A 25,910-nucleotide genomic window follows, 5' to 3' on the forward strand; every position below is an offset into this window, starting at 1 on the left:
CGACGGCTGAGGCGGGCCGGGGCATCGGCTCCGGTCCGCCTCAGCCGTCGGCGGCGGCTTTCCCGCTCAGGCCCGCTCAGGTGACCACCCTCGGTATGTACGCCGCGTGGGCCCCGTCGGAGAAGCGGCGCAGTTCGACGCCGTACACCTCGGCGGGGCGGAGCTGCTGGCCGAGAAACGAGATGACCCGGTTGAATTCGGGCGGGAATTGACTGGCCACAATGACCATACGGAGCCTGCCCAGGGCCAGATTCCCCTCGATCGTACGCAGGAACGAGCCCTGGTCGATCGGATAGCCCATCTCCGCCAGCAAACCATCCGCGTCGGTGTCCTGCAATTGCGCGGTGTAGTCGAGCGAGCGCTGGAGTATGTGGAGCGGCCAGTGCCGGGCCCCGCTGCCCGCGTAGTCGAGAATTTTCGACAGGGCGCTGTGCGCGTTCCAGGTGTCGTGCGGTTCCACCACTTCGGCGAGAATCGGCACACCCGTGGAATCGGCGAACAGATGGGTGGCGCTGAAGGAGTAGCCGTCCGTGTCCGGCATGATGTCCGAGGAGTTCCGGCGGATCAGCAGGAGCGGCGAGCCGGACTCGCGGGCCTGCGCGGCCGTGGACATCAGGTCCGGATAGCGGACGAGGATCTCATGAAGTGGCGGCTCCGGGTGGGCCGCCGAGGGCGTGAGCTGCGAGAGCCCGCTGTCGTTCTGGAGCACGATGCGCCGGTTCCAGGTCTCGGCGCCCGATCCCGGAAGCGACTCGCGCGGGCGGGCGTGCCTGCCGGAGGACAGTTGCCCCGGGTCCACCGGCAGCAGCGCCGGACGCTCCATCCAGTTGTCGACCGGGACCAGGCAGGAATTGAGGATGAAGGCCAGGGTTTTGTAGGTTCCGGCCAGCGCCAGCAGTTCGAGGATCTGCTCCTCGCTGTACTGCTCGGCGAGCTGCTTCCAAGTGCTGTCCGAGATCGCCGACTTGGTGTGCAGCTCGTCGACCGCCGCGAGGAGGGCGGCCTCGAAGGGCGTCCAGCCGGTGGCGTCCTCCGAGGCGGCGCGGGCGATCTCCGTCTCGGTCAGCCCGACGAAGAGCCCCGCGGCATGGTGATGCGCCCAGACGTACGTGGCCTGTGAACGCCAGGCCGTCCGCAGGATGACCAGCTCGCGCTCGCGCGGCGGGAGGATGTCGCCCGCCACATGAGACATCAGCGGCTGCATCGCGGGCAGCAGCGTCGGGTGGTTGGCGATGGTCCGGTGGACGTTCGGCGGCGGCCGGTCCGCGAGGATCCCGTTCAATGACCGGCTGACCTCCTGGAGGTAGACCTGGCCGGCCGGTGTGACGGCGAAGTCGTCCGCGTCCTGCGGATCGATCCTGGGCCGCATTTCCTCACCCTCGCGCTTGTGTTGTCACGTCGGCGTCTCGACGGACGCGCTGTCGGCTGTCGGGCAGCGGGCAGCTTGACGTTCGGCAGCTCTTTTCGGCCGACCCCGCCCAACGATAGGCGATCGTACGGACTTTCAAACACCGGAGCTCTAGGTGAATTTCCAGCAACCTTCGCATGCCTAAGGTGGTGGCAATGACACGGAATGCATCCATGGCAGGGAAAAAGTGCGACGAATAGCCCAAAGAGAGTGACACCGTGCGCCGGAGCCGCAGGGATTTCTGCCGACCATACATGTACTATTTCGCACATTGTTGATCACGACTTGAACGGCAGTCCGGTGCCGCCGGATTCGCGGAGACCCGGCGTGTGCCAGCACTTGCCTCTCCTGCCGAGCCCGTGAGGACGACGAGTGGGGGAGCGCACAGTGAGCCGACCTGAGTCCATATCCGCCGGCCGAATCCAGCCGCGGGACGCGGCCATCGCGGTAGTGGGGGTGTCCTGCCGACTGCCGTCCGCGCAGGATCCCGCGCGCTTCTGGCAGTTGCTGACCGGCGGGCAGAGCGCGGTGTCACAGGTGCCGCCGGGCCGCTGGAGCGACGACGGGGCGGCGGACTCCGGCGAGACCGGGTGGGGCGCCTTCCTGGACGAAGTCGACCGTTTCGACCCCGAGTTCTTCGGGATCTCGCCGCGTGAGGCGCGGGCGATGGACCCACAGCAGCGGCTCGCGCTGGAGCTGGGCTGGGAGGTCCTGGAGGACGCGGGCGTCCTGCCGGCCGAGGTACGTGGCCAGGACACCGGCGTGTTCATCGGTGTGACCGCGGACGACTACGGCGTACTGGACCGGCGCAGGGGACCCGCGGCCATCGCGCATCACACCCTGACCGGACTGAACCGCAGTGTGATCGCGAACCGGGTGTCCTACTTCCTGGGCCTGCGCGGGCCGAGCCTGGTGGTGGACACCGGACAGTCGTCGTCGCTGGTCGCGGTGCATCTGGCCTGCGAGAGCCTGCGGCGCGGGGAGTCGGCCACGGCACTGGCCGGCGGTGTCCAGCTCAACCTGGTGCGCGACAGCGCGCTGGCGGCGGCCCGGCTCGGCGCACTGTCCCCGGACGGCCGCTGCTTCACCTTCGACGAGCGCGCCAACGGATACGTCCGTGGCGAGGGCGCGGGGATGGTGCTGCTCAAGCCACTGGCGAGCGCGCTGGCCGACGGGGACGAGATCATTTGCGTCATCGAGGGCAGTGCGGTGGGCAACGACGGCCCGGGCGCGGCCCTGACCACCCCCGATCCCGAGGGGCAGGGCGCGGTGCTGGCGGCGGCGTGCCGACGTGCGGGCGTCGACCCGGCGGCGGTCCAGTATGTGGAGCTGCACGGGACCGGCACCCGGGTGGGCGATCCGGTGGAGGCGGCGGCGCTCGGCGCGGTGTACGGAGCCGACCGTGCCGCGGACAGCCCCCTGCTGGTCGGCTCGGCGAAGACCAACGTGGGCCATCTGGAGGGCGCCGCGGGCATCGTGGGCCTCCTGAAGGTCGTGCTGTCGCTGCGGAACGGCGAGCTTCCGGCCAGCCTGAACTTCGAACACCCCAATCCGCGGATCCGCTTCGACGAGTGGCATCTGGACGTGGTCTCGGCGACCCGCCCATGGCCCTACCGCGACGGCCGCGCCCTGGCCGGAGTGTCGTCGTTCGGCATGGGCGGCACCAACTGCCATCTGGTGGTGTCCGCCACCGAGCCGGCCGACATGGGTTCGGAAGCGGCGGACGGCTCTCCGGTGGCGGGTGGCGCCGTGCCGTGGCCGCTGTCGGGCCGGACCCGGGACGCGCTGCGCGCGCAGGCCGCCCGCCTCGCCGCCCATCTGACGGAGCACGAGCGGCTCGATCCGGTGGGCGTGGGCTTCTCCCTGGCCACCACCCGAACCGCGTTCGACCACCGTGCCGTCGTCCTCGCACCGGACCGGCCTAAGGCCCTGGGCGCGCTGGCGGCACTGGCCGACGGCGAGTCCGCACCGGGCGTGGTGCGGGGAGTGGCCGACGTCGAGGGCCGGACGGTGTTCGTCTTCCCCGGCCAGGGTTCCCAATGGGCGGGCATGGGCGTCCGGTTGATGGCCGAGTCCCCGGTCTTCGCCGAGCGGTTGGCCGAATGCGCCGCCGCGCTCGCGCCCCATGTGGACTGGTCGCTGGCCGACGTGCTGCGACAGGCCGAGGGCGCCCCGTCGCTGGAACGGGTCGATGTGGTCCAGCCCGCCTCCTGGGCGGTGATGGTCTCTCTCGCGGCGGTGTGGCGGGCGCACGGGGTGGTCCCGGACGCGGTGCTGGGCCATTCGCAGGGCGAGATCGCGGCGGCGTGCGTGGCCGGTGCGCTGTCGCTCGAGGACGCGGCCCGCGTGGTGGCGCTGCGCAGCCAGGCCATCGCGCGCCGCCTCTCGGGGGCGGGCGGCATGCTGTCGGTGGCGCTGCCGCGCGCCGAGGCCGAGGCACGGCTGGGCCGCTGGGACGGCCGGGTGTCGATCGCGGCGGTGAACGGGCCCGGCTCGGTGGTGGTCTCCGGCGAACTGGCGGCGCTGGACGAGCTGCTGAAGGAACTCGCGGGCGCGGATGTGCGGGTGCGGCGGATCGCGGTGGACTACGCGTCGCACTCGGCGCAGGTGGAGCGGGTGCGTGAGGAGCTGTCGGCCGCGTTGGAGGGCATCGCCCCGCGCCGGGCCGACGTGCCGTTCTTCTCCACGGTGACCGGCGAGTGGCTGGACACCACCGGCATGGACGCCGGGTACTGGTACCGCAATCTGCGGCAGACCGTCGCCTTCGAACCGGCCGTCCGGGCGCTGCTCGGCCAGGGTCACCGGGCGTTCGTCGAGGTCAGCTCCCACCCGGTGCTGACCTCCGCGGTGCAGGAGGCCATCGACGCGGCCGACGTCCGGGCGCTCGCCGTCGGCACACTGCGGCGCGAACTGGGCGGGATGGACCGGTTCCTGAGCTGTCTGGCCGAGGCGTACGTGCGCGGGGTGCCGGTCGACTGGGCGCGGTCGTTCGCCGGGGCCGACGCCCGTCGGGTGGCCCTGCCGACGTATGGATTCCAGCGGGAGCGGTACTGGCTGCCGGAGCCCGCCGGGGGCGGCGCGGTGCCGGATGCCGTTCCGGCGGCCGTAGCGGAACACGTCACCGACCCGGAACCGGAGTCGGAACCCGAGCCGGAGCGTGCGGAATCCGGCGCCTCGTGGACCCGCCCCGACCTGGGACGCCTGGTGCGCACGGAGACCGCGGTCGTGCTGGGATTCGCCTCCGCGGAGCGGGTGAACCCGGCCCGGTCGTTCAAGGAGCTGGGCTTCGACTCGGCGATGACGGTGGAACTGGCGACCCGGCTGAAGGCCGCGACCGGGCTGCGGGTGCCCAACACCGTGCTGTTCGACCATCCCACGCCCGACGCCTGCGCCGACCATCTGGCCACGGAACTCACCACCCCGCCGACCGGCGACGCGTCCCCGGCGCCCCACGCCGTCCCGGCGGACGACCCGGTGGTCATCGTGGGCATGGCCTGCCGCTACCCGGGCGGCGTGAACTCGCCCGAGGGACTGTGGGACCTGGTGTCGGGCGAAGTCGACGCCGTCTCCGACCTGCCCGCCGACCGGGGATGGGCGCCCGAGCCGGCGGCCACCGGCAGGGCGGGCGGATTCCTCTACGACGCGGACCGTTTCGACGCGACGCTGTTCGGGATCTCGCCGCGTGAGGCGGCAGCCATGGACCCCCAGCAGCGGCTGGCGCTGGAGATGAGCTGGGAGGCGGTCGAACGGGCCGAGATCGCCCCGTCGTCCCTGCACGGCAGCCGCACCGGCGTGTTCATGGGCGCGATGGCCCAGGACTACGGTCCGCGGCTCAAGGACGGCTCCGGCGCCGCGGAGGGATATCTGCTCACCGGCACCTCGCCGAGCGTGCTGTCCGGCCGGATCGCCTACGCCCTGGGGCTGCGCGGACCCGCGCTGACCGTCGACACGGCGTGCTCGTCGTCGCTGGTGGCGATGCACCTGGCGGCGCAGGCGCTGCGCAATGGCGAGTGCGCTCTGGCGCTCGCCGGTGGTGTCACCGTCATGTCGGAGCCCGGCATCTTCGTGGAGTTCGCCCGGCAGGGCGGCCTGTCGCCCGACGGCCGCTGCAAGGCGTACGCGGAGGCGGCGGACGGCACCGGCTGGTCCGAGGGCGTGGGCGTCCTGGTGCTGGAACGGCTCTCGGACGCGACCCGGGCCGGTCACCGGGTGCTGGCCGTCCTGCGCGGCTCCGCGGTCAACTCCGACGGCGCGTCGAACGGTCTGACCGCGCCCAGCGGAATCGCGCAGCGGCAGGTGATCGGCCAGGCCCTGGCCGGCGCCGGACTGACCCCGTCGGACGTGGACGCGGTGGAGGGGCACGGCACCGGCACCCGGCTGGGCGACCCGATCGAGGCCCAGGCGCTGCTCGCCGCCTACGGACAGGACCGGGACCCGGACCGCCCGCTGCTGCTGGGGTCGCTCAAGTCCAACATCGGGCATACGCAGGCCGCCGCCGGTGTCGCGGGCGTCATCAAGATGATCCTGGCGATACGGCACGGTGTACTGCCGCGCACCTTGCATGTCGACGCGCCGTCGTCGCAGGTGGACTGGTCGGCCGGGGCGGTGGAGCTGCTCACCGGGCCCACCCTGTGGCCACCGGCCGAGCGGCCCCGCCGCGCGGGCGTGTCATCGTTCGGGATCAGCGGCACCAACGCGCATGTGATCATCGAGCAGCCACCGCGGGACCGTACCGAGGAGACCGCCGAGCGGCCCTCGGGCGCGCCGCCGTCGCAGGCCGGGCCGCGGTCGCAGACCGGGCCGGACGTGGTGCCGGAGGTGGTGCCATGGCCGGTGTCGGCTCGTGGCGAGGCGGCGCTTGAGGCGCAACTGGAGCGGCTGGCCGCGTTCGTGGCCGACACCGGCGCGGCGGCGGCCGACATCGGCTACTCGCTGGCGACGACCCGCTCCGAGCTGGAGCATCGAGCGGTCCTCCTGGCCGCCACGGACCGTACATCAGACGGCGACGCGCGGCCCGACGCGCGGCCCGTGAAGGTGGCCGAGGGCATGGCGGGCGACCCCGGCCCGCTGGCGCTGCTCTTCGCCGGTCAGGGCGCCCAGCGGCTGGGCATGGGACGCGAACTGCACGGCCGGTTCCCGGTGTTCGCGGCGGCGTGGGACGAGATCTGCGCGCTGCTGGACGGCGAGCTGGAACGGCCGCTGCGCGAGGCGGTGTTCGGCGACGACGCGGAGCTGCTGAACCGCACCGAGTACGCCCAGCCCGCGCTGTTCGCCCTGGAAGTGGCCCTCTACCGGCTGGTGGAGTCATGGGGGACGGCACCGGATCTGCTGCTCGGGCATTCGGTCGGCGAGATCGCGGCGGCCCATGTGGCCGGAGTGCTGTCCCTGCCCGACGCGTGCACCCTCGTCGCCGCCCGCGGCCGGCTGATGCAGGCGCTGCCCGAGGGCGGCGCCATGGTCGCGCTGCGGGCCACCGAGGACGAGGTGGCGGCGCTGCTCACCGGCGCCGAGGACCGCGTGGGCCTCGCCGCGGTCAACGGCCCCGAGGCGGTGGTGGTGTCCGGGGCGGCCGACGCGGTCGAGGCCATCGCGGACCGGTTCGCGGCCGACGGCCGCAAGGCCACCCGGCTGCGGGTCAGCCACGCCTTCCACTCCCCGCTGATGGCACCGATGCTGGACGGCTTCCGCGCGGTCGTGGAGGGCTTGGCCTTCGGCGAGCCGCGCATCCCGATCGTCTCGACCGTCACCGGCGAGCGGATCGCCGCGGAGCGGATCCGTACCCCCGACTACTGGGTGCGGCACGTCAGGATGACGGTGCGGTTCGCCGACGCGGTCGGCGCCGCGGCGCGGGCCGGTGCGCACACCTTCCTCGAACTGGGCCCGGACGCCACCCTGTCGGTGCTGGCGCAGGACGCCCTGCCCGATGCGGTAGGTGTGGAGGCCGTGCCGCTGCTGGGCAAGGACCGCGGCGAGGAATCCACCGCGCTTGCGGCGGCGGCCCGGCTGTATGTGCGGGGCGTACCGGTCCGGTGGGCCGAACTGTTCACCGGGACCGGCGCGCGCCGGGTCGCGCTGCCCACCTACGCGTTCCAGCGGGAGCGGTACTGGACCGCGCCCATCGGCAACACCTCGGCGGGCGCGGTCCCGGCCGGGCTCGGCGGCGTGGACCATCCGCTGCTCGGCGCGGTCGTGGAGCTGCCCGAGACCGGTGGTCTGCTGTGCACCGGTCTGCTGTCGGTGGCGGCGCAGCCGTGGCTGGCCGACCATGTGGTGGCCGGGCGCGTGACCTTCCCCGGCGCCGGATTCATCGAGCTGGCGGTGCGCGCGGGCGACGAGGTCGGCTGTGGTCTCATCGAGGAACTCACCCTGGACGCGCCGCTGGTGCTGCCCGGGCAGGACGACGACGGCGTACGGATCCAGGTCGCGCTCGGCGGCCCCGGCGACGGCGGCCGGCGCACCCTGGCCATCTACGCGCGGCCCGCCGACACGCCGGACGCGCCCTGGACGCGGCACGCCACCGGCACACTCGCGCCGGGCACGCCCGGTACCGGTGCCGATGTCGGTGCCGCGTCGGCGTGGCCGCCCGCCGACGCCGTACCCGTCGACCTCGATGACTTCCACGAGCGGCGGCGCGAGGCCGGGCTCGCCCACGGGCCGTCGTTCCGGGCCGTCCGGGCGGTCTGGCGGGCCGGGGACGAGGTGCTGGCCGAGGTCGTCCTCCCCGAGCACCTCGCCGACGAGGCCGATGCCTTCCGCCTCCATCCCGCGCTGCTGGACGCCGCGCTGCACATCGCGTCGTCGGCAGGGCCGGACGACGGGCGGTCGGCGCCCGCTCGCTCGGAGGTGTCGACCTGGTCCGGGGTGTCCCTGCACGCCGTGGGCGCGTCGGTGCTGCGGGTGCGGCTGCGCGCCACGGGCGAGGACACGGTCACACTCGGCGCGGTGGACACCGAGGGCCATCCGGTGGTGTCGGCGCGCACGCTGACGCTGCGTACGCCGGACGTCCACACCTCGGAGGCCATGGCGTCGCGGCCACTGCTGCGCCTGGACTGGCTGCCCGCCCCGGTGCCGGACACCAGTGGGCACGGCGACCCCGTGAGCGCCGGGGAGGCGCTGCTGGTCGCGGTCGCCGCGCCGGACGGTGTGCCGGTGCCGGAGGCGGTCCGTATCGTCACCGCGTCCGTGCTCGACACGCTGCGGCACCACCTGAACGACGACGACACGGATGGGACCGGCGGGAGTCGGCCCGCCCGGGTGGTGTTCGTGACCCGTGGCGCGGTGGCCACGACCCCCGACACGGCCCCTGACGCGGTGGCGGCCGCGGTGTGGGGGCTGGTGCGGTCGGCCCGGCAGGAGAGCCCCGACCGGTTCGTCCTGCTCGATCTGGACCCCGCGGAGACCGGGGATCCGGTGTCGGCCGCCGCCGGGACCCTCCGCGCGGCGCTGGACTGCGACGAGCCCGAACTGGCCGTGCGCGCCGGGGAGTTGCTGATCCCTCGGCTGGCTTCCGTCGGCGCCCCGGACCCGTCCGCGCCGGGCACCGTATGGGGCGGTGACGGCACCGTGCTGATCACCGGCGGTCTGGGCGGTCTCGGCGCGCTGATGGCCCGGCACCTGGTCGCCGCGCACGGGGTGCGCCATCTGGTGCTGGCCGGTCGTCGCGGCGCCGACACCGAGGGCGCGGACGCGCTGGTGGCCGAGCTGACCGGGCAGGGCGCGCGGGTGACCGCCGCCGCCTGCGATGTCTCCGACCGCGCGGCCGTGGCCGCCCTGCTGGCGGCGATCCCGGCCGAACACCCGCTGACCGGTGTGGTGCACGCCGCCGGTGTGCTGGACGACGGGTTGATCGGGGCGCTGACCCCGGACCGGCTGGACACGGTGTTCCGCCCGAAACTGGACGGCGCCTGGCATCTGCATGAGCTGACGCGTGACCACGGCCTGACCGCCTTCGTGGTGTTCTCCTCGGTGTTCGGCGTCCTCGGCAACGCGGGCCAGGCCGCCTACACCGCCGCCAACGCGTTCCTGGACGCGCTGGCGCGGCGGCGGACCGCGGAGGGGCTCGCGGGTCTGTCCATCGGCTGGGGGCTCTGGCCGCGGAGCGGCGGTATGTCCGCCGGGCTGAGCGCCGCGCAGCTTCGCAGGATCGCCGCGGCCGGGCTGCCGACGCTCACCGTCGAGGAGGGGCTGGCCTGCTTCGATGCCGCGGCTGCGGTGGGCGAGGCGTCCCTCGTCGCCACCCGCGTCGACCGGGCCGCCCTGCGGGCGCGTGACACCGTGCCCGCCGTCCTGCGCGGCCTGGTCCCGGTCGGCGCCGTCCGCCGGGCCGCCGCCACCGGTGGCGGCTCCGGTCCGACGGCCGGTCCGCTGACCGGGCTGACGGCCGACCGGGCCCGGGACACCCTGCTCCAGCTCGTCCGTGAGCAGGTGGGTGCGGTGCTCGGGCTCGCGGGTCCGGCGGCGGCCGGGGGCGGGCGGACGTTCAAGGACATGGGCTTCGATTCCCTGACCGCCGGTCAGTTGCGCAACAGCCTGCGCAAGCGGACCGGCCTGAGCCTGCCCTCGACCCTGATCTACGACCATCCGACACCGGAGGCCCTCGCCGGTCATCTGTGGGCCGAGCTGGGCGGCGAGGCCGACGAGCGGCGGGGGAGCGCCGCACCGGCCGCGATCACGGCGGGCGGTCCGGCAGCCGGGATGGGCGATCCGGAGCCGATCGCGATCATCGGAATGAGCTGCCGTTTTCCCGGCGGGGTGCGTTCGCCCGAGCAACTGTGGGAGTTGCTGACCGAGGGCACGGACGCCATCTCCCCGCTGCCCGCCGACCGTGGCTGGGACGCGGGCGCGTACCACCCCGACCCGGAGCGGACGGGCACGACGTACTCGGCGGCGGGTGGCTTTGTCGACGGCGTGGGCGAGTTCGACGCGGCGTTCTTCGGCATCTCCCCGCGTGAGGCGGTCTCGATGGACCCGCAGCAGCGGATGCTGCTGGAGCTGACCTGGGAGGCGTTCGAACGCGCCGGGATCGACCCCGCGTCCCTGCGGTCCAGCATGACCGGCACGTTCGTCTCGGCGACCGCCCAGAGTTACGGCACGGGGGTGTCGGCGGACTCCGACGGCTACCAGCTCACCGGCACGCTCCCCAGCGTGCTCTCGGGCCGTCTGGCCTATCTGTTCGACCTCCACGGGCCGACCGTGACGGTGGACACCGCCTGTTCGGCGTCCCTGGTCGCGCTGCATATGGCGTGCCAGTCGCTGCGCTCGGGGGAGAGCACCCTGGCCCTGGCGGGTGGTGCCACCGTGCTGACCGGCCCGGACCTGCTGGTCTCGCTGAGCAGGCACCGGGTGATGGCGCCCGATGGGCGGAGCAAGGCGTTCGCCGAGTCGGCGGACGGCATGGGCATCGCGGAGGGCGCCGGTCTCCTCGTGCTGGAGCGGCTCTCGGACGCGGTCCGCAACGGCCACCAGGTGCTGGCGGTCGTCCGCGGGTCGGCGGTGAACTCCGACGGCGCCTCCAACGGGCTCACCGCGCCGAGCGGGCCCGCGCAGCAGCGGGTCATCCGGCAGGCCCTGGCCAACAGCGGTCTCGCGGCGTCCGACGTCGACGTGGTCGAGGCACACGGCACCGGCACCGCACTGGGCGATCCGATCGAAGCACACGCGCTGCTGGCCACCTACGGCCAGGACCGGGGCGACAGCCCGCCGCTGCTGGTCGGCTCGGTCAAGTCCAACATCGGGCACACACAGGTGGCCGCCGGTGTCGCGGGCGTCATCAAGATGGTGATGGCGCTGCGCCACGGCCAACTGCCGAAGACCCTGCACGCCGCCGAGCCGTCCTCCCGTATCGCCTGGGACTCGGGCGCGGTCGAGCTGCTGACCGAGGCGGCACCGTGGCCCGAGCTCGGCCGTCCGCGGCGGGCCGCGGTCTCCGCGTTCGGCATGAGCGGGACCAACGCCCACGCCGTACTGGAGCAGGCCCCGGCGCCCACCGGTCCGGTCCCGGATCCGGTGACCTCCCCGGTCCCGGACCCGGTGACCTCCCCGGTCCCGGACCCGGTGACCTCCCCGGTCCCGGATCCGGAGTGGGACGGGCCGGTGGCCTGGCCGCTGGCGGGCAAGTCGGCCGCGGCGCTGCGCGCCCAGGCCGCGAAACTGCTCGCACATCTGGACGCCCACCCGGGGGCGCGCCCGGTGGACATCGGGCATTCCCTGGCCACGACCCGTGCCGCCTTCGAGCATCGGGCGGTGCTGGTCGGCCAGGACCCCGTGGCACTGCGCGGCGGCCTGGCGGCCCTGGCCGAGGGCAGCTCGGATCCCGCGGCGGTGCGCGGCACGGCGCCCGAGCGCGGCCCGGTGGTCTTCGTCTTTCCCGGACAGGACGCGGCATGGGCCCGGATGGCGGCCGAACTGCTCGATGTCTCGCCCGTCTTCGCCGCGCGCGTCGCCGACTGCGAGGCGGCCCTGGCCCCGTATCTCGACTGGTCGCCCACCGATGTGCTCCGCGGTGAGCCCGGCGCGCCGCCGATCGAGCGGCGCCCCGATGTGCTCCAGCCCGTGCTGTGGACGGTCATGGTCTCGCTCGCCGCGCTGTGGCGCTCGTTCGGCGTCGAACCCGCCGCCGTCGTCGGCCACTCCCAGGGCGAGGTGGCCGCCGCCTGCGTCAGCGGCGGCCTGTCGCTGGACGACGGCGCCCGCGTGGTGGCGCTGCGCAGCCGGCTCATCCATGAGCGGCTGTCCGGACGCGGCGCGATGATGTCGGCGATGGCATCGCCGGAACGGATCCGGGAGTTGCTGGACGAGGTGTCCGGCGCGGTGTCCATCGCGGCGGTCAACGGACCGAAGACGGTGACGCTCTCCGGCGATCCGGCCGCCCTCGACCAGGTCGAGCGCGGTCTGTCCGCCGCCAGGATCATGCGCTGGCGGCTGGCCGGGGTGGACTTCGCCGCCCACTCGGCGCATATCGACGAGATCGAGGCCGAGTTGCTGGAGCTGCTGGCTCCGGTGCGGCCCCGGCCGTCGGAGGTGCCGTTCTACTCCACGGTGACCGGGGGCCGCCTCGACACCGAGAAGCTGGACGCCGAGTACTGGTGCCGGAACCTGCGGCAGACCGTGTCCTACGCCGAGACGATGACCGGTCTCCTGCGCGAGGGCTACGGCGTCATGATCGAGGTCGGCCCCCATCCGGTGCTCGCCGTCGGCACCAGCGAACTCATCGAGACCGCGGGCAGCCCGGCGGTCACCCTGGGCACCCTGCGCCGGGACGACGGCGGCTGGGACCGGGTCCTGCGCTCGCTCGGGGAGGCGCACGCCCACGGCGTGCCCGTCGACTGGACCAGGGCGCTGCCCGGCGGCCGTACGGTGGACCTGCCCACCTACGCCTTCCAGCACGAGTCGTACTGGATCGCCCCGCCCGCCCCCGCCACCTCGCCGACCGGCACCGCCGCAGCGGCCGACGAGCCGCTGTGGACCGCCGTGGACCAGGGGGACAGCGCCGCCGTCGCCACGCTGATCGGCCTCGAACCCGAGAGCAAGGGCGCGCTCGACTCGGTGCTCCCCGCGCTGTCGGCGTGGCGCAGGCGGCAGGACGAGCACACGCTGGCCGGCCGGCGGCGCTACCGGACGGTCTGGACACCCCTGCGCGTTCCCACCGGCCCCGCACTGACCGGAACCTGGCTGGTCCTCACCACCGGCTCCATCGACGACACGGATGTGGTGGCCGCGCTGACCGCACACGGCGCCCAGGCGCGCCGTGTGGTCCTCGACGGGACCCTTACCGGCCCGGAGGCGATGGCCGCACAGCTCGCCGACGTCGGCCTCGACCGGGTGGCCGCAGTGGTGTCGCTGCTCGCGGCGGCCGAGGACACGGAGTGCGGCGAACCCGCGCTGCCCGCCGGTCTGGCCCTCAGCGTGTCGCTGGTCCAGGCGCTGATGGCGGCCGGGGCCGAGGTGCCGCTGTGGACGGTGACCCGCGGCGCGGTCTCCACCGGCCCGGCCGACCCGGTCCGTAATCCGCGGCAGGCGATGGTCCTCGGACTCGCCACGACCGCGGCCCTGGAGGCACCGTCGCTGCGCGGCGGCCTGGCCGACCTCCCGGAGCGCCTCGACCCCGAGACGGCAGGGCGGTTCGCCGCGCTGCTTGCGGCGGAACCGGGGGAGGACCAGGCGGCGGTGCGCCCCTCGGGCGTTCTCGTCCGGCGACTGGTGCGGGCACCGGCCCGAGCCGACTCGCCCGGCACCTGGGCGCCCCGCGGCACGACCCTGATCACCGGCGGCACCGGCGCGCTGGGCAGCCGGGTCGCCCGATGGCTGGCCCGCCAGGGCGCCGAGCACCTGGTGCTGATGAACCGGCGTGGCCTCGAGGCACCGGGCGCGGCCGAACTGGTGGCGGAGCTGACCGCCCGGGGGACGACCGTCGAGGTGGTGGGGTGCGAGCTGACCGACAGGGCGGCCGTGGCCGACGTACTCGACCGGCTCTCGGCGGACGGCCATCCGGTGCGCGCGGTGGTGCACACGGCCGGGACGAGCCCGCTGGGCCCGCTCGACACGGCGAGCCCCGACCACTTCGCCGAGGCGCTGCGTACGAAGGTGGTGGGTGCCGCACACCTCGACCAACTGCTCGACGACACCGGCCTGGACGCCTTTGTGCTGTTCTCCTCGATCTCCGGCGTCTGGGGCATCGGCCGGCACGCGGCACAGGCGGCGGCCAACGCGTATCCGGAAGCGCTGGCATCCCAGCGCCGCGCCCGGGGCGCCCACGCGACCGCGATCGCCTTCAGCCCCTGGGAGGAGGCGCGCGGGCCGATGAGCGAGCACGACCGCGAGCAACTCCTGCGCAGCGGAATGTCCTTCCTCGACGGCGACCTGGCCCTGGCCGGGCTCGCCCAGGCGCTGCATGAACAGGAGACCGCGCTGACGGTCGCCGACATCGACTGGGACCGCTATCTCCCCGTCATCACCGAGGCCGCCCCCCGCCCGTTCTTCAGCGAGCTGCCGGAGGCGGCGGGGCTCACCGAGCCCGAACCCACCGGCGGACCCGGCGACTTCACCGCACGGCTGCGGAGCCTGCCGCCCGCGGAAGCGCGGCGGCTCCTCCTCGACCTGGTGCGCGGCGAGGCCGCGGTGGCCCTCGGCCACTCATCCGGCGAGGCCATCGAGGAACACTCCGCCTTCCGCGACCACGGCATGGACTCGCTCGCCGCCATCGACCTGCGCAACCGGCTCGCCGCCGCGCTGGGCACGACACTGCCCAGCACCGTCGTCCTCACCCATCCCACCCCCGCCGACCTGGCCGGTCATCTCCTCGACCACCTCGCCGCGGCGCCGACGCGGGACCATGACACCGGCGCGGCCCCGACGACCGACCTGGTCACCCGCCTCCACCGCGACGCCGTGCGGACGGGCCGTAGGAACGAGGCCGAAACCCTGCTCCTCGACCTCGCCGCCCTCCGGCCCAAGAGCACCGGGCCCATGCCGTCCACCCTGGACCGGCTCACCACCGGCACCTCGGGCACGCGTCTGGTGTGCGTGGCCCCCATCGTGCCCCTGACCGGGCCCGACACCTACTTCGCCCTGGCCGGGGCGCTCCCCGACACCTGGGACGTCTCCTGCCTGACGCCACCCGGCTTCGGCACCGACGAGCCACTGCCCGCCACCCGCGATGCCCTCGTCGAAGGGCTGGCCCAAGCGGTGACCGCGAGCACCACCGACCCCCTGATTCTCCTGGGCACCTCATCCGGCGGCATCCTCGCTCATGAGACCGCCCGCCGTCTCGCGGACCAGGGGGTGCCCGTACGGGCCGTCATCCTCCTGGACACCTACATCCTGGAATCCCCCGCCGCCCTCGCCCTCCAACCCCACCTGTGGCACGGCCTGTACGAGCGCGAGCAGCACACCGACGGCTTCACCGCCACCGACCTGTCCGCCTACGCCTGGACGGAACGGCTCATCCACACCTGGACCCCCGCGCCCACGCCCTTCCCGACCCTGCTGCTGCGCGCCTCGGACCCGCTCACCGCGGCGCCCGGGGCGGACCCGGTGCCGCCCGACTGGCAGACGGACCTTCCCCACATCACCACCACCCGCACCACTGAGGGCAATCACTTCACCCTCGTCAACCAGCACGCACCCACAGCCGCGGGCCACATCACCGACTGGCTCACCGAACTGGGGTGAACGGCCTCTCCGGGCGGGGACGGGGGCCGGCCCCCGTCCCCGCCTGTGGTGCGTACGCACCAGGACAGGCGCGTGGCTGGTCCGGGTGCACCAGGCGAAGACGGCGGCGGGAGACGATGCCCGGCGGGGCGCCGGAAGGGAGGGTTGGAATGCGCGCGAATCCCGCGCATTCCCCTTGCCTGACGGTGTCTGGAGTGATCTACAGGTGGCGACATTTCTTTACCGGATCGGACGGTGGGCCTTCCGGCGGCGCCGGCTCGTAGGCGGTCTGTGGCTGGGCGCCCTGGTGCTGGCCCTGGCCGCCGCCGCGATGGCACCGGAAGGGGAGGAAGAGGACCTCTCCATGCCCGGCACCGAATCACAGAAGGCGTTCGACCTGCTGGACGAGCGCTTCCCGGAGAGCAACTCCCAGGGCGCCGAGGCCCGTTTGGTCTTCCGGGCCCCGGACGGGCAGCGGGTGACGGCCAGGGAGAACAAGGCGGCCGTCCAGGACACGCTCGGCTCGCTGGACGGGGGCGACCAGGTCGCCTCGGCCACCGACCCCTTTGAGAGCGGCGAGGTCAGCGAGGACGGCACCATCGCCTTCTCCACGATCACCTACACCGAGGGCGCAGTCGACCTGACCGAGTCGACCAAGAGCGCCCTCGAGGACGCCGCGGACAAGGCCCGGGACGCCGGGCTGACCGTCGAGGTCGGCGGCTCGGCCCTGGACTCGGAAGAGGAACCGGGCGGTACGACGGAACTCATCGGCGTGGCGGTGGCGGCCGTGGTGCTGGTCCTCGCCCTCGGGTCGCTGGTCGCGGCCGGACTCTCGCTGCTGACCGCCCTCTTGGGCGTGGCCATCGCCTTCGGACTGGTCTCCGCGCTGGCCGCGCCGCTGGGCCTGACGTCCACCGTCGCCATCCTGGCGCTGATGCTGGGCCTGGCGGTCGGCATCGACTACGCACTCTTCATCACCTCCCGCTTCCGCGACGAATGCGCCCAGGGCAGCGAGCCGGAGGAGGCCGCCGGCCGGGCGGTGGGCACGGCCGGATCCGCCGTCGTCTTCGCCGGGGCGACCGTCTTCATCGCCCTGGTCGGGCTGGGGGTCGTCGGAATCCCCGAACTCACCAAGATGGGCATGGGCGGCGCGGGCGCCGTGGCCCTGGCCGTACTCGTCGCACTGACCCTGGTCCCCGCGCTGTTCGGCCTCTTCGGCCGCCGGATCCTGCCCCGCGCCCTGCGCAAGGCCACCTCGGATCGCTGGTCGGGAAGCGAGCGCCAGCACGCGGCGCCCACCGCGGCCGGCCGGGCCGGGCTCAGCACCCGCTGGGCGCGGTTCGTACTGCGCCGGCCGGTGGCCGTGCTGATGGTCGCCGGACTCGGGCTCGGCGCCGTCGCCCTGCCGGCCCTGAGCCTCGAACTCGGGCTGCCCGGAGACGAGTCCAAGTCGGTGGAGACCACCCAGCGCCGCGCCTACGACCTGCTGTCGGAAGGCTTCGGCCCCGGCTTCAACGGCCCGTTGACCGTGGTCGTGGACACCTCGAAGTCCGCGGACACCCGGGCCGTCACCAACCAGGTCGTCAAGACCGTACGGGGACTGGACGGGGTCGCCTCGGTCGGTGATCCGGTGCTCAGCCGGACCAAGGACACCGCCGTCCTCACCGCCGTCCCCAAGACCGCGCCGAACAGCGGCGAGACCAAGGATCTGGTGAACGCGATCCGGGGCGCGGTCTCCGGCGTCGAGGCGGACACGGGCGCCACCATCCTGGTGACCGGCAACACCGCGATGAACATCGACATCTCCGAAGCCATGTCCGACGCCCTCATCCCCTATCTGACCGTGGTCATCGGCCTGGCGGTGCTTCTGCTGCTGGTGGTCTTCCGCTCGGTCCTGGTCCCGGTCAAGGCCGCGCTCGGCTTCCTGCTGTCGGTGGGTGCCGCCTTCGGTGTCCTCGTCGCCGTCTTCCAGTGGGGCTGGGCGGCGGACCTGCTCGGCATCGAGCAGACCGGACCGGTCATGTCGCTGATGCCGATCCTCATCATCGGCATCGTGTTCGGCCTCGCCATGGACTACGAGGTCTTCCTCCTCACCCGGATGCGGGAGGCGCATGTCCATGGCGCGTCCCCCGGCGAGGCGATCGTGGGCGGTTTCCGGCACAGCGGACGGGTGGTGGCCGCGGCGGCGATCATCATGATCAGCGTGTTCGCCGGATTCGTCGGGATGAGCAGCCCGACCATCCAGACGATGGGCGTCGGCCTGGCCGCCGCCGTCCTCTTCGACGCCTTCGTGGTCCGGATGGCGATCGTGCCCGCGGTTCTGGCACTGCTCGGCCACCGGGCCTGGTGGCTGCCCCGTATCCTCGACCGTGTGCTGCCGAATGTGGATATCGAGGGTGAGGCCCTGACCAAGCATGTCCCGGCCTCCGCGACCGTGCCGGACACAGCGGTTCCGCCGCTCCCCGCCGGCCGGTACCAGGGCTGAGCCGGCCATGACGAACACAGGTGGCGGTGGCCCGCGATCACGCGGCATGTGGTGGCGGGAGGGAGCGATCACCGCGGCGGCGTTCGCGCTCTGTCTGCTCGGCGGCGCGCTGAAGGAAGACGGCAGCACGCTGTCACTGCCGCCCGCCGCCGCCTATCTCATCGCCGTGGTGTCCTGTGCCGTGCTGCCGGTGCGGCACCGGGCGCCCCTGGCCGCCATGGCGGTCACCACCGCGAGCGGTGTGCTGGTGCCGTTCTCGGGCCTGCTGCTGAGCCCGCTCATCGTGGCCCCCGCCGTGATCACCGCCTACTCGCTCACCGCGCGCACCGAACGGCACGCGACGAGCGCGGTGTCGCTCACCTCCCTGGCGCTGCTGGTCGCCTCCGTCCCTCTGTTCGGGGCCCTCTCGTGGAAGGACGCGAGCAGGGTGGCGGCGGTGGCGGCGTTCCCGCTGGTGGCCGCCGTACTCGGGCACGCGGTGTACAGCCGGCGGGCCTATCTGGCGGCCATGGAGGAGCGGGCCCAGCGGGCCGAGAAGAGCCGGGAGAGCGAGGCGCGCCGGAGAGTGGCCGACGAGCGGGTGCGCATCGCCCGGGAACTGCACGACCTGGTGGCCCATCAGATCACCCTGGCCAACGCGCAGGCATCGGTCGCCGCCCACCTCTTCGACGCCCGCCCGGAGCAGACCCGTAAGAGCCTGACGGAGCTCGTCGAGACCACCGGCCACGCACTGGACGAACTGCGGGCCACGGTCGGCCTGTTGCGCCAGTCCGGGGACGCGCCCACGCCCGGCGACCCGGCGCCCGGGCTGTCCCGGCTTCCCACCCTCCTCGAGTCCTTCCGCCGCGCGGGTCTGGAGGTGTCGGTGCACCAGGAGGGCACGGCCAGGCCGCTGTCGCCGGGAGTGGACCTCACCGCCTACCGCATCGTCCAGGAGGCGTTGACCAACGTGACCAAGCACGCCGGTAGCGGCAGCGCCCGGGTGGGCCTGGCCTGGAACCGCGATCGCGTGACCATCACCGTCGCCGATGACGGAAGGGACGCCCGTACGGGACCGAACGCGGTCACGGGACGAGGTGTGCCCGCGATGCCGGAGCGTCCGCCCGGTTACGGTCTGATCGGGATGCGGGAGCGCGCCACCGCGGTCGGGGGACACCTCTTCGCGGGCAAGCGCCCGGAGGGCGGGTTCCTCGTCTCCACCGAGCTGCCCCTCCCGCCCGCCAAGGACCCGACGCGGACGACGGACGGAGCGACCACCATCGAGGGACGGATGGCCGACGCGGCGACAGACGACGGACGCACCGGCGACGTGCGGACAGACGACGTACGGACCGGCTACGGAGAGGCGGGGAATGCGCCGTGACGCTCCGAGTGCTGCTCGCCGACGATCAGGCCCTGCTGCGCGGGGCCTTCCGGCTGCTTCTCGACTCCGCCGACGACATCACCGTGATCGGCGAGGCCGCCGACGGCAGGGAGGCGGTCAGACTCACCCGGCAACTGCGCCCGGACGTGGTGCTCATGGACATCCGCATGCCCGAGGTGGACGGTCTCGCCGCCACCACGGAGATCTGCGCGGACCCGGAACTGCGCGCCAGCCGCATCCTCATCCTCACCACCTACGAGACCGACGAGTACGTGGCGCAGGCGCTGCGCGCGGGGGCCGGCGGCTTCATCGGCAAGGGCATCGGGGCCGAGGATCTGCTGGCCGCCGTGCGGACGATCGCCGACGGCGACACGCTGCTGTCCCCCGCCGCGACCCGCTCCCTGGTCGCCCGTTTCCTGGCCACACCGGCCGACGCCCCGCCGCGCCACGCCGAACGGCTCGCCGTGCTCACCCCGCGCGAACGCGAGATGGTGGCGCTGGTGGCCACCGGCCTGTCCAACCAGGAGATCGCCGAGCAGATGTTCCTCAGCCCCTTCACCGTCCGCGCCCATGTGCAGCGCGCCATGACGAAGCTGGAGGCCCGCGACCGGGCCCAACTCGTCGTCATCGCCTACCGGACGGGCCTGGCCCACGCCGCCCCCGACGGCGACGGGGCCGACCCCCTGTCGTAGTCCGAGGTCACGGCATCGTGGCGAACGCGGGCAGCGTAAGGGCCGAATGGGCCGGACGCGGCGGCGCGGAGGGCAGGGTGGCGAGGCCACGCAGCCTGGTGTTGCGCTGCTCCAGCGCCTGCGCGGTGGTGGGGAAGAGCGTGGCCCCACCGGTGTCGACCAGTGCCTGATTCATGGCGACGAAGTCGTGAACGTCGCGTTCGTAGGCGGCGAACGCCGCGGTGTGATCCCGGTGCGTGGCCAGGGTGCCCGCGAGCATATAGGCACCGACCAGCGCGAGGCTCGACCCTTGTCCGGTGAGGAACGAGGGTGCGTACGCGGCGTCGCCGACGAGCGCGACCCGGCCGCGGGACCAGTGGGGCATGCGGATCTGACCGACCGTGTCGAAGAACAGGTCATCCGCGTCGCGCAGGGCCTCGACCATACGAGGGACCTCCCAGCCCGCGCCCGCGAAGACCGTGGCCACCAGGTCCCGCTGGGCGTCGGGGCTCCGGAGGGCGTCCAGCGGCGGTTCCGGCTGGTGAAAGTTGAGGAAGGCGTGCACCTCGTCGTCGTCCCCGACGGCGTAGAGGGCCGCGGCCTTCCCCGGGGTGTTCCACATCATGACCTCGCGGGAGAGCCCGAAGGTGTTCGGCATGGTGAAGATGGCGAAGCAGTAGCCGAGGTAGCGGTGGAACTGTTCCTCGGGGCCGAACAGGGCCTCCCGGGTGGCCGAGTGCATCCCGTCGGCGCCGACCACCAGGTCGAACGTGCGCCGTTGCCCACTGCGGAACGTGACGTCGACCCCTTGTCCGGACTCGTCGAGGGTGTCGATGGAGTCGCCGAACAGGAATTCCACATCGTCGCGGACGAGCGCGTACAGGCTCGCCGCCAGATCCCCACGACGCACTTCCAGGTCCTGCCCCTCGACACCGCCGGCAACGGCGCTCGGGTTGAGCGAGGCCACTTCGCCGCCATCGGCGTCGAGGAAGGTGCAGCGGCGCGAGTCGATATGCGCGTCCCGCAGCCGCGGCAGTATCCCCATCCGCCGGACCACCTCGATCGCGGTACCGCGGATGTCGATCGGGTAGCCACCGGCGCGCAGTGCGCCTGCCTTCTCCACGACGGTGACCGCGCATCCGGACCGGTGCAGCCAGTACGCCAGCGCGGGCCCGGCGATACTGGCCCCGGAGATCAGAACGGTGCGCTTCGCGGTGGTACGTACGTCCATCGACGGACCGGTGGATGTCATGCCTGGACTCCATTCTGCGTGTTACGGATCTGCGTGTTACGGATCTGCGTGCTGCGGATCTTCGTGATGGGGACAATGAGCAGTGCCAACGCGGCGACGAGACCGGCGGTGACGAAACCTGTGACGAAGGCCGATTCGGTCGGCAGGCCCGTCCTCGAGTCGGCCCCGGAGTCGAGGATCGCGCCGCCGACCTGAGAGCCCAGGGCGACGCCGATCACGCGTGTCACCACGAGCAGGCTGGTGGCGATGCCGGTGTCCCCGGTGTCGACGGCGGCGGCTGCGCGGGTGAGCAACGCCGTACTGGCGACGCCCGCGGCGATCGCGGCCAGCGCCTTCGCGACGACGAGCTGCCATTCCGCGGTGTGCAGCGACGCCAGGGCGATCGCCGTGGCCGTCGTGACGACGGCACCCCCGACGAGCACGGCACGCAGACCGAAACGCCGCGCCACGACCCCGCCCACCGAGTCGCTCACCGCCCCGGCGATGGCGCCGGGCAGCAGGAGCAGTCCGATGTCGGTGGTGCTGAGCCCGAAGCCGTATCCGTCGGCCGGTATCGCGAACATCTGCGGCAGCAGAAAGGCCACCATCCCGAAGCTGGTGGTGACGATCAAGGTGAGCACGGACGAATGCCACATCGCGGGCTTGGCCAGCATGCGCAGATCGACCATCGGCGAGGCCGCCCGGCGCTCGACGGTGACCCACGCGGTCGCGAGGGCGGCCACGAGAAGGATGAGGGCAACGACCGCGAGGGGCGGCAGACCATCGCCCATCACCCTGACGAGCCCGATCATGAACACGAGCAACGTGCCGCTCAGCAGCGCCACGCCCGGCCAGTCGATCCTGTCCGACGCGATCGGCGGATCATGCGGCATCAGCCGCATCAGGACCAACGTCGTGGCGATGATCGCGATCGTCGGCAGCGCGAACATCCAATGCCAGGACAGCTTTTCCGAGAGCGGCCCGGCGATCAGCGTTCCCACCATGCCGCCGCCCGTGAACAGCGCCATGACCACCCCGATCGCCACCTGTGACTCGCGCGCGGGGAGGTTTTTGCGCACCAGGATGAAGGAGAGGGGCAGCGCGCCCACCATGACGCCCTGCAAAATCTGACCGAGCAACAACACCGGTAGATCCGGGGCCAGGCTCGCCAGCAGACCACCGGCCGAGACCACGGCCATCAGCCAGACCAGCACCCGCTTGCCGCCGAAGCGGTCGCCGAGTTTGCCCGCGACGGGTGTGATGACCGCGCCGGTGATGAGCAGGGTGTTGCCGATCAACGCCCCTTCGGATGGGCTGACCCCCAGCTCACGTTGCAACTGCGGGAGCGCGGGCTCCACCACTGACTGGAGAGTGCCGAGGGCGAGCGCCAAGACGCCGAGGGCGCCGATCGACAGCTTCCCGATGCGAACCGGGGAAGCTACAGCTAGGGACATGGACGTCCTTCCAGACACCGTCGGACAGGGGGGATGCGCGAGATTCACGCGCATTCCAACCCTCCCTTCCGGCGCCCCGCAGGGCATCGTCTCCCGCCGCCGTCTTCCCCTGGTGCACCCGGACCAGCCACTCACCCGTCCTGGTGCCTACGCACCACAGACCGACGCGGGTTGTCGCGCTCGGCCGCGGCCCCAAGGGTCCTTCTGGCGGAGATCCGTCAGAAGGGCCCTAAGGGGCGGGTCGCGCGGATCAACCACCCGGTGGTGAGCAGGCACACCGTGGAGATGGCACAGAGGATCAGCGGTACGGCGCGGACGCCCGCGAGTTCGAGCGCCATGCCGAGCGCGGGCGGTGCGGCGACCCCGCCGACCATCGAGGCCGCCATGACCAGTGCTCCGGCCCGGTGGGCGCGCGGCGCCGTCCGGAGCAGCCAGGGCAGTCCGGTGGGGAAGATCGGCGCGATGAACAGCCCGGCACCCGCGTACGCGTACGGGGCCGCGGCCGGGATCCCGGCCAGCAGCAGACACCCGGTCATCCCCGCGCAGCTCACCAGGATGATCGCCGGAGCGGACCAGCGCAGGGCGAGCGGGGCGACCAGGAAGCGGCCGACCGTCATCATCAGCCAGAAGGCGGAGGTCGCGGAGGCGGCGGCGGTCGCCCCGTAACCGATGGTCTCCAGATGGGTCGGCTCCCAGCCGCCGACGCCGGACTCGATGGCGACGTGGAGGACGTACAGGACGACGAAAGCGCCCAGCACGGTGGCCAGGCCGCGGGCGCGGACCCGCCCGCGCGCGCCCGTGTCGTCGCAGGCGTCCTCTCCCGCCCCCGCGCCCCCTTCCGCCCCGGCGTCGCCGCCGCGCGCCGGGGCCTCGTCGCGCACCCCGGCCAGACACAGCACCAGCGGGAGCGTGAGCGCGGCGAAGCCGAGGAAGACGGCGGGGTAGTGCGCGGCCCCGACCAGGCCGATGAGGGCCGGGCCGAGGACGGCGCCGATGCCGAAGTGGGCGTTGAGGATGTTGAGCATGGCGGCGCCGCTGCGTCCGAAGCCGACGGCGAACAACTGGTTCAGCCCGTAGTCGATCCCGCCGAAGCCCAGCCCCGCCAGGAGCGCCATGACCAGGGCGAGCGGCCAGGCGGGCGCGAGCGCGAACCCGGCCGCGCCACCCGCCATCAGCAGGTAGGACCAGCCCAGCAGCCGTCGGTTGCCGATCCGGCCGAAGAGCCGGTCGAAGACGAGCACCCCCGCGACGCCGCCGATGAAATGCGCGCTCAGGCCGAGCCCGGCGGCCGAGGGCGAAAGCCCGTAGGTGTCGCGCAGGGCGGGGATCGACGGCCCGTAGAGCGCCTGCAACGCGCCGATGAGAACGAAGCCGACACAGGAGGCGGCCACGGCGGCGCGGCTGAACAGGGGTGCGGGGGAGGGGAGTTGAGGAGGGCGGTGCGGAGGAGGAGGGGTGCTCGACGAGGTGCTCGATGGCTTTTCCACGGCGTCCACGAAGAGGAGTGTTACCGCTAACATCGGGACCGTCAAGGGAGTTTGGCCACCGTCGACCACTGTGCTCGGCGCCTCGGTGCCTCGGCGGCGCATCGCACTTCGAACAAAATCCCGTGCGCTTCGGGCCGGACCTTGCCAGGCTGTGCCGGATGGACCGTCAACGCAGATCCCACCTCGCGCACGCCGACCACCCGATCGCCGCCCCGCTCGCCGACGAGTCGGTGGCCCGACTGCTCGACCGGGCGGTGTCGGACGAGGCCGACCGCGCCCTCGACCTCGGCTGTGGAGGCGGCGCCTGGCTGCGGCGGCTCCTGGTCCGCTATCCGTGGATGCGGGCCGAGGGGGTGGACATCCACACCGCGGCCCTGGAGCAGGCACGCGAGGGCGCGGAGGAAGCCGGCGTCGCGGACCGGCTGGTCCTCCATGACATGGACGCCTCGGTCTTCGCCTCGGCGCACCGCTTCGACCTGGTGCTGAGTGTCGGCGCCGCGCACGCCTTCGGCGGGCTGCTGCCCACCCTCGCGGCGGCGCGTGAACTCCTCACCCCGGACGGCCACGTCCTGGTGGGCGACGGCTTCTGGGAGCGCGAACCCGACGCCGCCGCCCTCTCCGCCCTGGGCGCCACCTGGGACGACTACGCCGACCTCGCCACCACCGTGGACCGCGTCACCGCCGACGGCTGGACACCCGTCTACGGCCACGTCAGCACGGCGGGGGAGTGGGACGACTACGAGTGGTCCTGGACCGGCTCACTGTCCCGCTGGGCCCTGGACCACCCCGACGAACCCGACGCCCTGGACACCCACAAGGTCGCCGCCGAACACCGCTCCCAGTGGCTGAACGGCTACCGCGGCACCCTCGGCTTCGTCACCCTCGTCCTGCGGCAGAGCCCCTGAGCCCCACGGTGACGCCGGCCTAGGCGGCTTCGTGGGCGGTGAGTGTCACATGTGCGTCGGCCTCGTCGATGGCGATGTTCAGCGACGCGTTCAGCCCCTTGGCCAGCTTCGCGAGGAGAGGCAGCGTGGGCACGGAGTCGGAACCCTCGATCCGGGAGATCTTGGCCTGGGTCAGCCCGGACCGGGCGGCCAGTTCGGTCTGGGACAGGCCCAGCTCCGTGCGGCGGTCGTAGACGACCTTGGCCAGCGCCATGGACAGACGGTGCTCCTGGCGCTCCTGCTCGATCTCGGCGGACTCCTGGTACCCCTCCGCGAGCTTACGTTCGCCCGCCCGCTTCCAGCGGCTGTGCTCCATCACTGCTCCCCTTTTCCGCGAGTGAAATCAGTATGCGCCGGGCCGTGTTCGGCCTCGCACTCCTTCTTCGCCAATACAGCCCTGTTGATCTGGGCTTCCTCATGCGCCCTGGTCTTGTGGAACACGGTCAGCAGTACGACACGGCGGTCATTCGTGATCCAGTAGGTCACTCGCGTCTGGATGCCGTCGAGGCTGGGGCGCAATTCCGCCACCCCCTCGCGCAGTCGGCGGGCATATGGCATCGGGGTCTGCGGTCCCAGCTCGGCCAGCAATTCGGCGTAGGCCTCGACCTTGCGGTAGAGCCTGCCAGGTAAGAGCTCAAGCCAGGCCCTGACCTCGGGCTCGACCTCGATGACGTACAACGCGTCGTTCATGTCGTGCACGATATATGTCGTACACGACA

Annotated in this window: 11 protein-coding genes; 5 read left to right on the plus strand and 6 right to left on the minus strand. The window is 72.8% G+C overall.

All coding sequences use genetic code 11. The features are described from left to right. Window positions 1–76: 76 nt before the first annotated feature. Window positions 77–1,369, minus strand: a complete 1,293-nt coding sequence (locus KN815_RS03900; RefSeq protein WP_216340186.1) for a carboxymuconolactone decarboxylase family protein — start codon at window positions 1,367–1,369, stop codon at window positions 77–79. A 426-nt stretch (window positions 1,370–1,795) separates the two neighbouring features. On the opposite strand from KN815_RS03900, the gene KN815_RS03905 reads away from it, so the two are divergent. The 4 genes from KN815_RS03905 to KN815_RS03920 all read left to right on the plus strand — a co-directional run bounded on the left by KN815_RS03905 (window position 1,796) and on the right by KN815_RS03920 (window position 20,096). Beyond that, window positions 1,796–15,577, plus strand: a complete 13,782-nt coding sequence (locus KN815_RS03905) for a type I polyketide synthase (RefSeq protein WP_216340188.1) — start codon at window positions 1,796–1,798, stop codon at window positions 15,575–15,577. A 205-nt stretch (window positions 15,578–15,782) separates the two neighbouring features. After that, window positions 15,783–18,041: an MMPL family transporter gene (locus KN815_RS03910; RefSeq protein ID WP_216340190.1), complete on the plus strand. Its 2,259-nt coding sequence runs from the start codon at window positions 15,783–15,785 to the stop codon at window positions 18,039–18,041. A gap of 7 nt (window positions 18,042–18,048) precedes the next feature. After that, complete coding sequence (locus tag KN815_RS03915; RefSeq protein WP_216340192.1) at window positions 18,049–19,404, plus strand: sensor histidine kinase; 1,356 nt, start codon at window positions 18,049–18,051, stop codon at window positions 19,402–19,404. Next, on the plus strand, window positions 19,401–20,096 hold the full coding sequence (locus tag KN815_RS03920; RefSeq protein ID WP_216340194.1) for a response regulator transcription factor: 696 nt from the start codon (window positions 19,401–19,403) through the stop codon (window positions 20,094–20,096). Before KN815_RS03915 ends, KN815_RS03920 begins: the two co-directional genes overlap by 4 nt. Before the next feature lie 7 nt (window positions 20,097–20,103). Here KN815_RS03920 and KN815_RS03925 read toward each other — a convergent pair whose 3' ends face one another. From KN815_RS03925 to KN815_RS03935, 3 genes are all read right to left on the minus strand, one after another. Beyond that, window positions 20,104–21,327: an FAD-dependent monooxygenase gene (locus KN815_RS03925; protein ID WP_216340196.1), complete on the minus strand. Its 1,224-nt coding sequence runs from the start codon at window positions 21,325–21,327 to the stop codon at window positions 20,104–20,106. Continuing rightward, window positions 21,324–22,760, minus strand: coding sequence for an MFS transporter (locus KN815_RS03930; protein ID WP_216340256.1), 1,437 nt, complete (start codon window positions 22,758–22,760; stop codon window positions 21,324–21,326). Before KN815_RS03930 ends, KN815_RS03925 begins: the two co-directional genes overlap by 4 nt. Before the next feature lie 218 nt (window positions 22,761–22,978). After that, window positions 22,979–24,169, minus strand: coding sequence for an MFS transporter (locus tag KN815_RS03935; protein WP_253208744.1), 1,191 nt, complete (start codon window positions 24,167–24,169; stop codon window positions 22,979–22,981). A gap of 236 nt (window positions 24,170–24,405) precedes the next feature. Between KN815_RS03935 and KN815_RS03940 the strand changes: the two genes are divergently transcribed. Beyond that, window positions 24,406–25,152 (plus strand): SAM-dependent methyltransferase, encoded by a 747-nt coding sequence (locus KN815_RS03940; protein WP_216340199.1) that lies wholly within the window; start codon window positions 24,406–24,408, stop codon window positions 25,150–25,152. 19 nt (window positions 25,153–25,171) lie between these two features. Here the strand turns inward: KN815_RS03940 and KN815_RS03945 are convergent, their stop codons facing one another. After that, entirely contained in the window at window positions 25,172–25,507 is a 336-nt protein-coding gene (locus KN815_RS03945) for a helix-turn-helix domain-containing protein (RefSeq protein ID WP_216340201.1), read from the minus strand. Beyond that, window positions 25,507–25,881: a type II toxin-antitoxin system RelE/ParE family toxin gene (locus tag KN815_RS03950; RefSeq protein ID WP_216340204.1), complete on the minus strand. Its 375-nt coding sequence runs from the start codon at window positions 25,879–25,881 to the stop codon at window positions 25,507–25,509. The genes KN815_RS03945 and KN815_RS03950 overlap by 1 nt, the downstream gene beginning before the upstream one ends. Window positions 25,882–25,910: the final 29 nt, after the last annotated feature.

Origin of the sequence: Streptomyces niphimycinicus (assembly GCF_018883605.1) — a bacterium.
Classification (GTDB): domain Bacteria; phylum Actinomycetota; class Actinomycetes; order Streptomycetales; family Streptomycetaceae; genus Streptomyces; species Streptomyces niphimycinicus.